Annotated in this window: 11 protein-coding genes; 4 read left to right on the forward strand and 7 right to left on the reverse strand. The window is 74.6% G+C overall.

Annotated elements, in window-relative coordinates; all coding sequences use genetic code 11:
• Positions 1-9: 9 nt before the first annotated feature.
• From M3185_RS03350 to M3185_RS03360, 3 genes are read right to left on the reverse strand one after another with little or no spacing between them, the layout of a single operon-like run.
• A complete protein-coding gene (locus tag M3185_RS03350; RefSeq protein WP_251332257.1) occupies positions 10-1,170 on the reverse strand; it encodes an acyl-CoA dehydrogenase family protein in 1,161 nt (386 codons plus the stop codon).
• Positions 1,167-3,200: an acetyl/propionyl/methylcrotonyl-CoA carboxylase subunit alpha gene (locus M3185_RS03355; protein ID WP_251332258.1), complete on the reverse strand. Its 2,034-nt coding sequence runs from the start codon at positions 3,198-3,200 to the stop codon at positions 1,167-1,169. Before M3185_RS03355 ends, M3185_RS03350 begins: the two co-directional genes overlap by 4 nt.
• Positions 3,201-3,204: 4 nt before the next feature.
• A complete protein-coding gene (locus tag M3185_RS03360; RefSeq protein ID WP_251332259.1) occupies positions 3,205-4,812 on the reverse strand; it encodes a carboxyl transferase domain-containing protein in 1,608 nt (535 codons plus the stop codon).
• A 125-nt stretch (positions 4,813-4,937) separates the two neighbouring features.
• On the opposite strand from M3185_RS03360, the gene M3185_RS03365 reads away from it, so the two are divergent.
• The 3 genes from M3185_RS03365 to M3185_RS03375 all read left to right on the forward strand — a co-directional run bounded on the left by M3185_RS03365 (position 4,938) and on the right by M3185_RS03375 (position 8,580).
• Entirely contained in the window at positions 4,938-5,639 is a 702-nt protein-coding gene (locus M3185_RS03365; RefSeq protein ID WP_251332260.1) for a TetR/AcrR family transcriptional regulator, read from the forward strand.
• Positions 5,636-6,835 carry an acyl-CoA dehydrogenase family protein gene (locus tag M3185_RS03370; protein ID WP_251332261.1) on the forward strand — a complete coding sequence of 400 codons (1,200 nt, stop codon included), beginning with the start codon at positions 5,636-5,638 and terminating at the stop codon, positions 6,833-6,835. The genes M3185_RS03365 and M3185_RS03370 overlap by 4 nt, the downstream gene beginning before the upstream one ends.
• A 119-nt stretch (positions 6,836-6,954) precedes the next feature.
• Entirely contained in the window at positions 6,955-8,580 is a 1,626-nt protein-coding gene (locus tag M3185_RS03375) for an AMP-binding protein (RefSeq protein WP_251332310.1), read from the forward strand.
• 26 nt (positions 8,581-8,606) lie between these two features.
• Here the strand turns inward: M3185_RS03375 and M3185_RS03380 are convergent, their stop codons facing one another.
• Positions 8,607-8,795, reverse strand: a complete 189-nt coding sequence (locus tag M3185_RS03380) for a hypothetical protein (protein ID WP_251332262.1) — start codon at positions 8,793-8,795, stop codon at positions 8,607-8,609.
• Between the two features lie 229 nt (positions 8,796-9,024).
• Here M3185_RS03380 and M3185_RS03385 point away from each other — a divergent pair, with 229 nt between their 5' ends.
• Positions 9,025-9,699, forward strand: coding sequence for an SDR family NAD(P)-dependent oxidoreductase (locus tag M3185_RS03385; RefSeq protein ID WP_251332263.1), 675 nt, complete (start codon positions 9,025-9,027; stop codon positions 9,697-9,699).
• Positions 9,700-9,817: 118 nt separating this feature from the next.
• Here M3185_RS03385 and M3185_RS03390 read toward each other — a convergent pair whose 3' ends face one another.
• From M3185_RS03390 to M3185_RS03400, 3 genes are all read right to left on the reverse strand, one after another.
• The gene (locus M3185_RS03390) at positions 9,818-10,933 is read right to left on the reverse strand and encodes an NAD(P)-dependent alcohol dehydrogenase (protein ID WP_251332264.1); all 1,116 of its coding nucleotides are present in this window, start codon (positions 10,931-10,933) and stop codon (positions 9,818-9,820) included.
• A gap of 78 nt (positions 10,934-11,011) precedes the next feature.
• Positions 11,012-12,289: an MFS transporter gene (locus M3185_RS03395; RefSeq protein ID WP_251332265.1), complete on the reverse strand. Its 1,278-nt coding sequence runs from the start codon at positions 12,287-12,289 to the stop codon at positions 11,012-11,014.
• Complete coding sequence (locus tag M3185_RS03400; protein ID WP_251332266.1) at positions 12,280-13,296, reverse strand: magnesium and cobalt transport protein CorA; 1,017 nt, start codon at positions 13,294-13,296, stop codon at positions 12,280-12,282. Before M3185_RS03400 ends, M3185_RS03395 begins: the two co-directional genes overlap by 10 nt.
• Between the last annotated feature and the right edge of the window lie 47 nt (positions 13,297-13,343).

The following is a 13,343-nucleotide window of genomic DNA, read 5'->3' on the forward strand; positions in this document are numbered from 1 at the left end:
CCGCCCCCGTCACAGCCCGAGCTCGCGGGCGATGAGCATGAGCTGCACCTCGGTGGTGCCCTCGCCGACCTCGAGGATCTTGGCGTCGCGGTAGTGGCGGGCCACGCGGAACTCGTTGATGAACCCGTAGCCGCCGAAGACCTGGGTGGCGTCCCGGGCGTTGTCCATCGCGGCTTCCCCGGCCACGAGCTTGGCGATCGCCGCCTGCGCCTTGAAGGGCCTGCCGGCGAGCATCCGGGAGGCGGCGTCGTAGTAGGCCAGGCGGGCGGTGTGCGCGCGGGCCTGCATGCGGGCGATCTTGAAGGAGATCGCCTGGTTGACGCCGATCGGCCGCCCGAAGGAGGTGCGCTCCTTCGCGTAGCGCACGGACTCCTCGACGCAGCCCTGGGCCGCGCCGGTGGCCAGCGCGGCGATGGCGATGCGGCCCTCGTCGAGGATCGACAGGAAGTTGGCGTAGCCGCGCCCCTCCTCCCCCAGCAGGTTCGCCTCGGGGACGCGGACGTCCTGGAGGGACAGGGGGTGGGTGTCGGAGGCGTTCCAGCCGACCTTGTCGTAGGCCTTCTCCGCCCGGAACCCGGGGGTGTCCGTGGGGACGATGATCGTGGAGATCTCCTTCCCGGTCCGCCCCTCCGGGAGGGGCACGGTGCCGGTGACCGCGGTGACGCTGACCAGGCGGGTGATGTCCGTGCCGGAGTTGGTGATGAACTCCTTGGCCCCGTTGACCACCCACTGCCCGTCCTCGCGCCAGGCGGTGGTGCGGGTGCCCCCGGCGTCGGAACCGGCCTCGGGCTCGGTCAGCCCGAACCCGGCCAGCGCACGGCCCGAGGCCAGCTCGGGCAGCCACTGCTGCCGCTGCTCCTCGGTGCCGAAGCGGAAGATCGGCATGGCCCCGAGGGACACCCCGGCCTCGAGGGTGATGGCCACGGACTGGTCCACGCGGGCGATCTGCTCGAGCGCCAGGCACAGCGCGAAGCTGTCCCCGCCCATCCCGCCGTACTCCTCGGGGAACGGCAGGCCGAACAGGCCCAGCTCCCCCATCTGCGCCACCACCTCGTAGGGGAACGAGTGCTCCGCGTCGTGGCGGGCGGAGACCGGGGCGATCACCTCGTCGGCGAAGTCGCGGACGGTGTCGGAGAGGTCCTGGTACTCCTCGTCGAGCTCGAGGTTCATGCCGTGCGCTCCTGGGGGCTCGGGTCCGGGTCGGGACGGGGGTCGGTGGGCCCGGGGGCGCCGTCGGGGGCCACCCGGGCGAGCAGCTGGTGGAGCCGGACCCGGTCGCCGGCCCGCACGACGACGTCGACGGTGCCGGCGGTGGGGGCGACGAGGCGGTGCTCCATCTTCATGGCCTCGACCACGACGACGGTCTGGCCCTGGGCGACCCGGTCGCCCGCGGCCACCGGGACCGCGACGACGGTGCCGGGCATCGGCGAGTGCAGCTCGGGGGCGGCGGGCCCGGTCTGCCGCCGCAGGCCCGCCAGGGTGCGCTCGAGCTGCTCCTCGCGGGAGAGCACGGCGAGCTCGACGGCGAACCCGTCCTCGCCCACCCACACGCTCGCCCCCGAGGGGTCCGCGGCGAGGTGGACGGTGCGGCTCGCGCCGCCCGCCGCGAGCAGGTGCGCGCCGGGCCGGCCGGGCAGGGGGACCAGGCGCACGGCGCCGTCGACGACGGTGCGCCGCGGCTCCTCGAGGCCGTGGGCGAGCACGACCGCGGGGTGGGCCCGGCCGGTGGGCCGCCACCCGGCGGCCCGGCCCCAGGGACCCCGGCCCGCCGGGGACGAGGCCCCGTGCAGGAAGGCGGCCGCGGCGGCGAAGTGGGTCTCGTCGGGGGCGGTGAACTCGAGCTGCGGCAGCCGGCGCTCGATGAGCGTGGTGTCCAGCTCGCCCGCCCGGACCGCCGGGTCGTTGACCAGGGCGCGCAGGTACTCCGTGTTCGTGCCCACGCCGAGGACCACGGTGTCCGCGAGCGCGAGGTCGAGGCGGTCGAGGGCCTGCTCGCGGTCGGGCGCCCACGCGACGATCTTGGCGAGCAGGGGGTCGTAGTCGGAGCCCACGGCCAGGCCCGGGGCCAGCGACGAGTCCACGCGCACCCCGGGGCCGGCCGGCTCCTCGAGAACCAGCACGGTCCCGGCCGTGGGCAGGAAGCCCCGGGCGGGGTCCTCGGCGTAGAGCCGGGCCTCCACGGCGTGGCCGGTGAGCACGACGTCCTCCTGGGACAGGGCGAGGGGCTCCCCCGCGGCCACGCGCACCTGCTGCTCCACGAGGTCCACGCCCGTGACGAGCTCGGTGACGGGGTGCTCCACCTGCAGGCGGGTGTTCATCTCCATGAAGAAGAAGGTCTCCGGCCGGTCCGCGGGAACGAGGAACTCCACGGTGCCGGCGCCCGTGTAGCGCACGGACCTGGCGACCCGGCACGCGGCCTCGCCGATCCGGGCGCGGGTGGCGGCGTCGAGCAGCGGCGAGGGGGCCTCCTCGACGACCTTCTGGTGCCGGCGCTGCAGGGAGCACTCGCGCTCGCCGAGGTGGACCACGGTGCCGTGGGTGTCGGCGAGGACCTGGACCTCGATGTGGCGGGGCCGCTCGACGAGCTGCTCGAGGAACAGGGTGTCGTCCCCGAACGCGGCGGCCGCCACGCGGCGGGCGGTGGCGAGGGCCTCGGGCAGCTCGCCCGGGGCGCGCACCGCGTGCATGCCCTTGCCGCCGCCCCCGGCCGAGGGCTTGATCAACAGCGGGTAGGCCATCCCGGCCGCGGCGGCCACCAGGGCGTCGTCGTCGAGGCCGGGCCGGGCGACCCCGGCGACCGTCGGCACCCCGGAGGCGGCCACGGCGTTCTTGGCGCGGATCTTGTCGCCCATGAGCTCGAGGGCCTCGGCGCCGGGGCCGATGAAGACGATCCCGGCCGCGGCGCACGCCCGGGCGAAGGCCGCGTTCTCGGAGAGGAAGCCGTAGCCGGGGTGGACGGCCTGCGCGCCCGTGGCCTGCGCGGCGGCGACGACGGCGTCGATCCGCAGGTAGCTCTCGGCGGGGGCGGCCGGGCCCACGCACACGGAGAGATCGGCCTGGCGCACGTGCAGGGCGTCCCGGTCGGCCTCGCTGTGGATCGCGACCGAGCGGATGCCCAGCGCCCTCAGCGTGCGCAGGATGCGGCAGGCGATCTCTCCGCGGTTGGCCACGAGGACCGTGCCGAACAGCTTGGCGGTCATGGCCTCACATCCTGAACAGGCCGAAGGCGGGCTCGGGCAGCGGGGCGCGGGAGCAGACCTCGAGGGCCAGGCCCAGCACCTCGCGGGTGTCGGCCGGGGCGATGACGCCGTCGTCCCACAGCCGGGCGGTCGAGTACCAGGGGCTGCCCTGCTCCTCGTACTGCCGGCGGATCGGGGCCATGAACGCCTCCCGCTCCGGCGCGTCCCACTGCTCGCCGCGGGCGGCCATCTGCTCGGCCCGGACCGTGGCCAGCACAGACGCCGCCTGCGTCCCGCCCATCACCGAGATCCGGGCCTGGGGCCACAGGAACAGGAAGCGCGGGGAGTAGGCCCGCCCGCACATCGAGTAGTTGCCGGCACCGAACGAGCCGCCGATCACCACCGTGAGCTTCGGGACGCGGGTCGTGGCCACGGCGGTGACCATCTTGGCGCCGTGCTTGGCGATGCCGCCGGCCTCGTAGTCGCGGCCCACCATAAAGCCGGTGATGTTCTGCAGGAACAGCAGCGGGATCCCGCGCTGGTCGCACAGCTCGACGAAGTGCGCGCCCTTCAGCGCCGACTCCGCGAACAGCACCCCGTTGTTGGCCACGATCCCCACCGGGTGCCCGTGGACGTGGGCGAAGCCGGTAACGAGCGTGGTGCCGTACCCGGCCTTGAACTCGGCGAAGCGGCTGCCGTCGACGAGCCGGGCGACGACCTCGTGCACGTCGTAGCCGGCGTTGGGGTCCACCGGCACCGCGCCGGGCAGCTGGTCCTCGGCCACGGCGGGGGCCTCAGCCTCCCGCACCGGCCAGGCGCGCGCGGCGGGCGGGGGCAGCGTCGCCACGATGTCGCGGACGATCTCCAGGGCGTGCTCGTCGTTCTCGGCCAGGTGGTCGACCACCCCGGAGACGGTCGCGTGCAGCTCGCCGCCGCCGAGCTCCTCGGCGGTGACCTCCTCGCCGGTGGCGGCCTTCACGAGCGGGGGGCCGCCCAGGAAGATCGTGCCCTGCTCGCGTACGATCACGGTCTCGTCGCTCATCGCCGGCACGTAGGCGCCGCCGGCGGTGCAGGAGCCGAGCACGGCGGCGATCTGCGCGACGCCCGCCGCGGAGAGGTGCGCCTGGTTGTAGAAGATCCGCCCGAAGTGCTCCCGGTCCGGGAAGACCTCGTCCTGCAGCGGCAGGTAGGCGCCGCCGGAGTCCACGAGGTAGACGCACGGCAGGCGGTTCTCGAGGGCGATCTCCTGGGCGCGCAGGTGCTTCTTGACGGTCATGGGGTAGTAGGTGCCGCCCTTGACCGTGGCGTCGTTGCACACGACCACGACCTGCCGCCCGTGCACCAGGCCGATCCCGGCGATCACGCCGGCCGCGGGGCACTCGTCGTCGTACATGCCCTCGGCGGCCAGGGCGCCGATCTCCAGGAAGGGACTGCCGGGGTCGAGCAGGCGGTCGACGCGCTCGCGCGGCAGCAGCTTGCCGCGGGCCACGTGCCGCGCCCGTGACCGCTCCGGCCCGCCCCGCGCCACGCGCGCCAGGCGCCGGCCGAGCTCCTCGGCGAGCGCGGCCTGGGCGGCCGCGTTGGCGCGGAACTCCACACCGCCCGGATCCACGCGGGTGCTCAGCACGCGCATCCGCCCCTCCGTCCGGACCGGGCACCCGGGGGTGCGATTTCGGTTAACCTGGACTAACTTGAATGCCAGGTTAGTAGCCACTAACTAGGATGTCCAGGGACCGACCCCTCCCGAGAGAAGGCTCCATGCCCCGAACGGACCCCCGTCCGGCCCCGCCCACCACGGTGCGCGGCCGGGCCAAGGCCCAGCGCCGCCAGGACCTGCTCGCCGCCGCGGCGACGCTCTTCGCGGAGCGGGGCTTCGCCGGGGTCTCGATCGACGACATCGGCGCCGCCGCAGGCGTCAGCGGCCCGGCGGTCTACCGGCACTTCGCGAGCAAGCAGGCGGTGCTGGGGGCGGTCCTGCTCGAGGTCAGCTCCGACCTGCTCGACGGCGGCCGGGAGGTCGCCGCCCGCTCCACCGACCCGGCCGCGCGGCTGCGGGCGCTGATCGCCTTCCAGGTGGAGTTCGCCCTCACCCAGCCCGCGGTGATCGTGGTGCAGGACCGGGAGCTGCCGAACCTCGCCGAGGAGGACCGCCGGAGGGTGCGCGCCCTCCAGCGCGGCTACGTGGCCCTGTGGGCGCAGGCCCTGGGGGAGCTCGCCCCCGCGCACGACACCGCCGACCTCGCCCTGCGCGCCCAGGCCGCCTTCGGGCTCATCAACTCCACCCCGCACTCCCTCCGCGCCGCGCGCTGGCTGCGCGCCCCGCAGGAGGCGGACCGGCTCGACGCCGCCCGCACCGCCCTCGAGGAGATGGCCTGGGCCGCCCTGGCCACGGCCCGCACCGCACCGACCAACCCCTCCCCGACCAGCCCCTCCCCGACCAGCGCCGGAGGCACGCCATGACCGCATTCCCGCCCACCGGGTCCTTCCCGCTCGGCGACTCCGCCTTCTACGAGGAGGAGCACGAGGAGTTCCGCGAAGTCGCCCGCGAGTTCGCGGCCCGGGAGCTCGCGCCCCACTACGCCGAGTGGGACGCCCAGCACATGATGCCCCGCAGCATGTGGACCGCCGCCGGCCAGGCGGGCCTGCTGGGCCTGGCCGTGCCGGAGGAGTACGGCGGCATGGGCCTGGCCGACTACCGGTTCCGCGCCGTGCTCGACGAGGAGCTGGTGCGCGTGGGCGCCCTCGGCGCGGCCCTGGCCCTGCACCTCACCGACGACTGGGTGCTGCCCCACCTGCTCGCCCACGGGACCCCCGAGCAGAAGGAGCGGTGGCTGCCGCGGATCCTCACCGGCGAGCTCGTCGCCTCCGTGGCCTGGACCGAGCCCGGCGCCGGGTCCGACCTGCGCGGGGTGCGCACCCGGGCGGTGCGCGACGGCGGGGACTGGCTGCTCAACGGGCAGAAGACCTTCATCGGCAACGGGATCAGCGGGGACGCCGCACTCGTGCTCGCCCGCACCGACGGGCGCGGCGACCGCGCCGGGGAGGGCAGCTTCAGCCTGTTCCTGGTGCACAAGGCCGACTCCCCCGGCTACACGACGGGCCGCCGGCTCGACAAGATGGGCCTGCACGCCTCGGACACCGCCGAGCTGTTCTTCGAGGACGTCCGCGTGCCCAGCGCCCACCTGATCGGGACGGAGGGGTCCGGCCTGGCCCAGATCCGCCGGCAGCTGCCGCAGGGCCGGCTCGCGATCGCCGTGGCCGCGGCCGCCCTCGCCCGGGCCACCCTCGAGACCACACTGGCGTACACCAGGGACCGCACGGCGTTCGGCACGCGGGTGCTCGACTTCCAGCACTCCCGGTTCGAGCTGGCCGACCTGCTGGTCGAGGTCGAGGTCACCGAGGCCTACGTCCGGCGGGCGGTGCACGCCTTCAACGCCGGCGCCCTCGACGTCGTGGGCGCCTCCAAGGCCAAGTACTGGGCGGCCGAGCGGGCGAAGACCGTCACGGACCGGTGCCTGCAGCTGCACGGCGGCTACGGCTACATCCTCGACTACCCCGTGGCCCAGGCGTACCTGGCGGCGCGGCTGCTGACGATCTTCGGGGGCACCAGCGAGATCCTCCGGGAGACCGTCGGGCGGGCCGTGGCGCAGGACTGAGCACGTCACGCGCTGCGGGACGTGACGGCCACCACGTAGAATGGCACCCATCAGTTGATCGCCGCCAATCGGATCGGCCGGCCGCACCGACCGGCCGGGCTGGGGGAGCACCCGTGGAGATGCCGATCGACGACCTGTCCTACGCCGCCGGGGAGACCGCCCCGCCGCTGCTGACGCGGACCGTCGCCCAGGACCTCGAGCGGACCGCCGCACGGTTCCCGGACCGTGAGGCCCTGGTGGACGTCGCCGCCGGCCGGCGGTGGACCTACGCCGAGTTCCGCCGGGACGTCCGCCGGCTGGCCACGGGCATGCACGGACTGGGGGTGCGCACGGGGGACCGGGTGGGCGTGTGGGGTCCCAGCACCTGGGAGTGGGTGCTCGTGCAGTACGCGACGGCCGAGCTCGGCGCGCTCCTCGTCACCCTCGACCCGGCCTACCGCCCCCACGAGCTGGCCTACGTCCTGCGCCGGGCCGGGATCACCACGGTGGTGGCCCACCCGCGGTTCCGGGGCTCCGACCACCCCGCCATGCTGGACCAGGTCCGCGGCGCGTGCCCCGGGCTGCGGCACGTCGTGGTCATGGGCACGCCCGGGTGGGAGCAGCTGGCGGCCGCCGAGGCCGACGACGCCCTGCTGGAGAGGATCGGGGCCCGCCTGGACCCCGAGGACGCGATCACCGTCCAGTACACCTCCGGGACCACGGGCTTCCCCAAGGGGGCCACGCTCAGCCACCGCAACATCCTCAACAACGGGTACTTCGTCGGCGAGCTCCTCGGCTACACCGAGGCAGACCGGGTGTGCCTGCCCGTGCCCCTCCACCACGGCTTCGGCATGGTCATCGGCAACCTCGCGTGCACCTCCCACGGCTCCTGCACGGTGCTCCCCGCCCCGGCCTTCACCCCGGAGTCGGCCCTGCGCGCGGTCGAGCAGGAGCGGTGCACGAGCCTCTACGGCCTGCCCACGATGTTCGCCGCCGAGCTGGGCCTCGGCGGCCTCGGCGCGTTCGACCTCTCCAGCCTGCGCACCGGCGTCATCGCCGGCGCCACGTGCCCGGCCTCCGTCGTGGGCGCGGTGATGGAGCGGCTGAACATGGCCGGGGTCAGCATCTGCTACGGCATGACCGAGACCTCGCCCGTGTCCACCCAGACCCGTTACGACGACCCGTTCGAGCGCCGCACCACCACCGTGGGCCGCGTGGGCCCGCACCTGGAGGTCAAGGTCGTCGACCCCGCCACGGGAGGGACCGTCCCGCACGGGACCGCCGGCGAGCTGTGCACCCGGGGCTACAGCGTCATGAAGGGCTACTGGGACGAGCCCGAGAGCACCGCACTGGCCATCGACAGCGAGGGCTGGATGCACACCGGCGACCTCGCCGTGATGGACCGGGAGGGCTACGTGCAGATCACCGGCCGGGTCAAGGACATGGTCGTGCGCGGCGGCGAGCACGTCTACCCGCGCGAGGTCGAGGAGTTCCTGCTCACCCACCCGGACATCGTCGACGTGCAGGTGATCGGCGTGCCCGACGAGACCTACGGGGAGGAGGTCATGGCCTGGGTGCAGCTGCGCGACGGCGCGGCGCCCATGACGGCCGCGACGTTGCGGGCGTTCTGCGAGGGCCGGGTCTCCCGGCACAAGATCCCGCGCTACGTCCACGTCGTGGAGGAGTTCCCCGTGACGGTGACCGGCAAGGTGCGCAAGGCCGAGCTGCGCGAGGAGGCCCTGAGGCTCCTGGACCTCGAGCGCTGAGCCCGCAGGACCGCGGGTCCGTGCGGTCACCCCCGGAAGGACGCGATCATTCCCTGCAGCTGCCGGTGCTCCTGCGACCGGGCGCACTCCTCGGCCTCGTCCGGGGTGCAGGACTTCCGCTGCACCCGGAGGATGACCACCCCGCGCGAGTCGCCCCGACCGGGACCGGGGTCCGGAACCGCCTGCCCCAGCCCGTGCATGAGGTGCGCGAGCATGGCCTCCGGCGCCGTCGCCGGGCATGGTGCTGAGGACTGCAATCCACCCGCGTCAGCAGGCGCCGGCGACGCTTCGCAGGCTCGCCCGGCGAATCGTCGCGGAAGGGCGAGTTCCTCGTGGGAGCCGGGTGGTCCGAGGGGGACAGGCTCTGGGCGGCGCCGGAGGCCCTGGGTACGCTCGGAGGACACGGCTCCGCTCCCGGAACCGTGCGGGGACGGGAGAACGACCATGGACCTGAACGGCGCGAGGATCCTCGTGGTGGGGGCGACCGGGGTGCTCGGGCAGCGGCTGTGCGAGCGGCTGAGCGAGCGCACCACCCGGATCGCGGTGACCGGCCGCTCCGCCGCGGCGGCCGAGGAGCTGCGGCGCCGGCTGGGCCTGCGCTCGGCCCACGCCCTGGACCTCGTGGACCACGACGCGGCCGCCGCGGTGGTCCGCGCGGCCGCGGCGGAGCTCGGCGGGCTCGACGCCGTGGTGGTCGCCACCGGCGTCGCCGCGTTCGGTCCGGCCGCCGAGGAGGACGAGGCGGTGGTCGAGGAGCTGTTCGAGGTCAACGCCCTCGGCCCGATGGCCGTCATCCGGGCGGCGCTGCCCCACCTGTCGGAGGGCGGGGCGATCGCGGTGCTCACGGGCGTGGCCGCGGAACTGCCGCTGGCCGGGATGGCCGCCTACGCCGCGAGCAAGGCCGCCATGGCGTCATGGCTGGGGTCGCTGCGCCGGGAGCTGCGGCGCCGCCGGATCGCGGTGGTGGACGCCCGGCTGCCGCACATGGACACCGGGCTGGTGGACCGGGCGCTGGCCGGCCTGCCGCCCGCGCTGCCGCCCGGCCACGACATCGACGACGCGCTGGCCGCCCTCGAGCGCGGCATGGAGCGCGGTGTGCACGAGGTGCGGATCGGCTAGGGCCGCCGAGCCCCACCCCCCTCACGCCGGCCCCCCAGGGAGACGTCGATCCCCCACGCGGCTTCGTGGGGGATCGACGTCGAGCTGGGGACTCGGCGAGGGAGAATCCCGCCGCGGGTCACTCAAGCATGCGCACGATCGGCTTGACCACCGCCCCGGACTTGCTGTCGGCCAGGGCCTGCTCGATCTCGTCGAGGCCGTAGTACCGGACGAGCTCGTCGAACGGGAAGCGGCCCTGCTTGTGGAGGTCGATCAGGGCGGGGATGAACCTGGTGCTGCGGCTGCCACCGCCCAGGACCCCGACCACGCGCTTGCCCCACAGCGTGCGCATGTGGTCCAGGCTGAAGCGGGCCTGGGCCGGGGCGCCGCCGATGAGCACCAGCGTCCCGAGCATGCCCACGCACTCGGCCGCCTGCTCCACAACGGGGACCACCCCGGTGCACTCGAAGGCGTAGTCCGCCGAGCCCCCGGTGATCCGGGCGACCTCCTCCAGCACGTCGGCTCGGGAGGAGTTGATCGTGTGAGTGGCCCCGTAGCGGGTGGCCAGCTCGAGCCGGGAGTCGTGCAGGTCCACGGCGATGATCGTGGTGGCAGCGGTGGAGCGGGCGGCCATGATCGCCGCCAGGCCCACCGCGCCCACGCCGAAGACCACCAGGGACGAGCCGGGCTCCGGGCGGGCCTCGTTGAGCACCGCCCCCGCCCCGGTGCCCAGCCCGCAGGCGAGGGGCCCGAGCAGCTCGAGCGGCACGTCGTCGGGAGCCCTGACCAGGGCGTCGGCCAGGGCGATCGAGTAGGTCGCGAAGGAGGACTGGCCGAAGAAGTGCCCGGAGACCTCTCCCCTCCCGCCGCGGGTGTAGGCAGAGGTCCCGGCCGCCTCGCCGAGGAAGCGGCGGCCCGAGACGAGGGCCTCCCCGGTGCGCAGGCAGTACCGGGGCTGGCCGTCGAGGCAGTTCCTGCACCGGCCGCAGGAGGGCCAGCCCAGGATCACCTTGTCCCCGGCGGCCACCGTCGTCACCCCCGGGCCCACCCGCTCGACGACCCCGGCGCCCTCGTGGCCGAGGATCCCGGGCAGCGGCAGGGGCATGTCGCCGTCGCGGGTGATGGCGTCGGTGTGGCAGACCCCGGACGCGACGATGCGGACCAGGACCTCACCCGGCTCGGGCTCGGCCAGCTCCACGTCCTGGAGCTGGAACGGGGCGCCGATCTCCTCGACGACGGCGGCTCGGATCTTCATGGCGCTCTCCTCTGCGGTGACGTGGACCACGGGCTGTGCTCCGCAGTCTAGGGCCGGGCCCGGGTGCGTCCCAGAGGATCAGGGGCGGGCCCGGAGCACCCCCGCCATCAGCACGGCCACGAGCGCGAAGACCGGGACGACGACGAGCGCCCAGCGCAGCCCCGCCGCGTCGGACAGGGCCCCGACCGCCGGGGAGAGGCTGAGGAAGCTGATCCGCATCAGCCAGCTCACCAGGGCCAGCCCGGTGCCGGGCTTCAGGCCGGGGAGGTCGTCGGCGGCGTGGTAGGCCGCGGGCACGAGGGTCGCGCAGCCGAAGCCGGCGAGCGCGAAGCCGGCCACGGCCGCCGCCGGGCCGGGGGCGAGCACCACCAGGAGCATGCCGGCGGCGCTCAGCGCCGCCCCCGCCCGGGCCACGGCGACGCGGCCCCACCGGTCGGTCATGGGGTCCCCGAGCATCCGGCCCACGAACTGCGCCGCCATCATGGCCACGAGCCCCAGCCCCGCGGCGGCCAGGGGCGCGCGCAGCTCCGCGGTGAGGTAGACCGCCGACCAGTTCGCGCCCACGTCCTCGATCATCACCCCGGCGATGGCGATCACCGCGACCGGGAGCAGGCGCCCGACGACCACGCGCCCCGCCCCGCCGCGGCCGGCCCCGGCGGGCACCGGATCGCCGGCGGGCCGGGAGTCGCCGGGCGCCGCCGTCGTCGTCGCGTCCGGCTCCACGGTGCGCAGGGCGGTGCCCTCGGCGCGGGTGAGGGCGGAGCGCAGCGCGACCAGGGCCACCGCGCTCCACAGCAGCCCGCTGCCCAGCAGGTGCCAGGCGAGGGGCACCCCGAGCACGAGGGCGGCCGTGCCCATGAGGCCGCCGGCCACGGCCCCCAGGCTCCACAGGGCGTGCAGGGAGTTGATGATCGAGCGGCCGCGGGCGCGCTGGACGTCCATGCCCTGGGCGTTCTGCGCGGTGTCGACGTGGGCGTCGAGCGCCCCGCCCAGGAACATCGCGACCAGGAAGACCCCGAGCCCGATCCCCGTGCCCGCCCCGGGACCGGCGCCGGCCCCGGCCGCCGCGACGCACGCGCAGAGCAGGACGGTGCCGAGGCCCGCCACCGGGCCGGAGCCGAACCGGCGGATCGCCCGCGCCGGGAGGGCGCCGATGAGGATCGCCCCGAGCGGGAACGCGACGACCGCCAGGCCGTAGAGGGTGTTGGAGAGCCCGAACGCGTCCTTGACCTCGGGGAAGCGCGGCAGCAGGTTGGCGTAGAGGGCGCCGTTGGTGAGGAAGAACGCCGAGACGGCGATCCGGGCGCGGCGAACGCGGGCGGGGGCGAGGCCGGCCCCCGCGGTGCTCAAAGCCACTTCTTCCACTTGAACACCCCGTAGAGGGCCACGCCCATGACGAGCATCAGCAGCAGCGCGAACGGGTAGCCCAGCGCCCAGCCGAGCTCGGGCATGTGCTCGAAGTTCATCCCGTAGACGGTGCCGACCAGGGTCGGGGCGAAGAGGATGGCCGCCCAGGAGGAGATCCGCTTGACCTCCTCGCTCTGGGCGAGGGCGGACTCGCTGAGCCGCTGCATCTCGTCGTTCTGCCGCTGTCCCACGAGGGTCGCGTGCACGGTGAGCGCGTTCTGCAGCAGGGCCCGGTAGGCGTCGGCGCGCTCCGCGGCCCGGATCGCGTGGTCCTCCACGTCCCGCAGCCGCCGCTGCAGCTCGACGTCCAGCTGGTACTTCTCCGACCCGCGCTGGAGGGCCTGCATCATGGCCACGAGCGGGTGGACCGCGCGCTGGAACTCGATGACCTCCCGCGAGAGCTCGTAGACGCGGCGGGAGACGTCCCGGTCCGCGCCGAAGATCTCGTCCTCGATCTCGTCGATGTCGTTCTCCAGCCCCGCCAGCACGGGGGCGTAGCGGTCGACCACCTCGTCGAGGATCCCGTACAGGACCGCCTGCGGGCCCATGGCCAGCAGCTCCGGGGAGGCCTCCATCCGGCTGCGGACCGCCGCCAGGTCGGGGGACTCGGCGTGCCGGACGGTGACCACGAAGTCGGCGCCCACGAAGACGTGCAGCTCCCCGAACTCGACCTTCTCGACGTCGTCCAGGTAGCGGGCCGGGCGCAGCACCACGAACAGGGTCTCCCCGAAGCGCTCGAGCTTGGCCCGCTGGTGGCCCTTGAGGGCGTCCTCCACGGCGAGCTCGTGCAGGCCGAACTCCGCCGCCACGGACTGCACCTCCGCGGGCTCGGGACGGTACATCCCGATCCAGGCCATCCCGCCGCGGTCGCGCATGACCTCGTAGGTCTCGTCGAGGTCGTGCGGGCTCGAGGTCCGCACCCCGCCCACGTACACCGCGTTGTCCACCAGGGTCACCGCGCACCCGCCTCCCGTGCTCTCGTGCTGCCGCCGATCGTTCCCGC

Origin of the sequence: Kocuria rosea, assembly GCF_023715525.1 — a bacterium.
Lineage (GTDB): Bacteria > Actinomycetota > Actinomycetes > Actinomycetales > Micrococcaceae > Kocuria > Kocuria rosea_A.

What these genes read in the sequence shown, in the direction of transcription:
- M3185_RS03375 (WP_251332310.1), top strand. Translation starts at nt 6,955, where the DNA reads ATGCCGATCGACGACCTGTCCTACGCCGCCGGGGAGACCGCCCCGCCG.
- M3185_RS03380 (WP_251332262.1), bottom strand. Translation starts at nt 8,795, where the DNA reads ATGCTCGCGCACCTCATGCACGGGCTGGGGCAGGCGGTTCCGGACCCC.
- M3185_RS03370 (WP_251332261.1), top strand. Translation starts at nt 5,636, where the DNA reads ATGACCGCATTCCCGCCCACCGGGTCCTTCCCGCTCGGCGACTCCGCC.
- M3185_RS03390 (WP_251332264.1), bottom strand. Translation starts at nt 10,933, where the DNA reads ATGAAGATCCGAGCCGCCGTCGTCGAGGAGATCGGCGCCCCGTTCCAG.
- M3185_RS03360 (WP_251332259.1), bottom strand. Translation starts at nt 4,812, where the DNA reads ATGCGCGTGCTGAGCACCCGCGTGGATCCGGGCGGTGTGGAGTTCCGC.
- M3185_RS03350 (WP_251332257.1), bottom strand. Translation starts at nt 1,170, where the DNA reads ATGAACCTCGAGCTCGACGAGGAGTACCAGGACCTCTCCGACACCGTC.
- M3185_RS03355 (WP_251332258.1), bottom strand. Translation starts at nt 3,200, where the DNA reads ATGACCGCCAAGCTGTTCGGCACGGTCCTCGTGGCCAACCGCGGAGAG.
- M3185_RS03385 (WP_251332263.1), top strand. Translation starts at nt 9,025, where the DNA reads ATGGACCTGAACGGCGCGAGGATCCTCGTGGTGGGGGCGACCGGGGTG.
- M3185_RS03365 (WP_251332260.1), top strand. Translation starts at nt 4,938, where the DNA reads ATGCCCCGAACGGACCCCCGTCCGGCCCCGCCCACCACGGTGCGCGGC.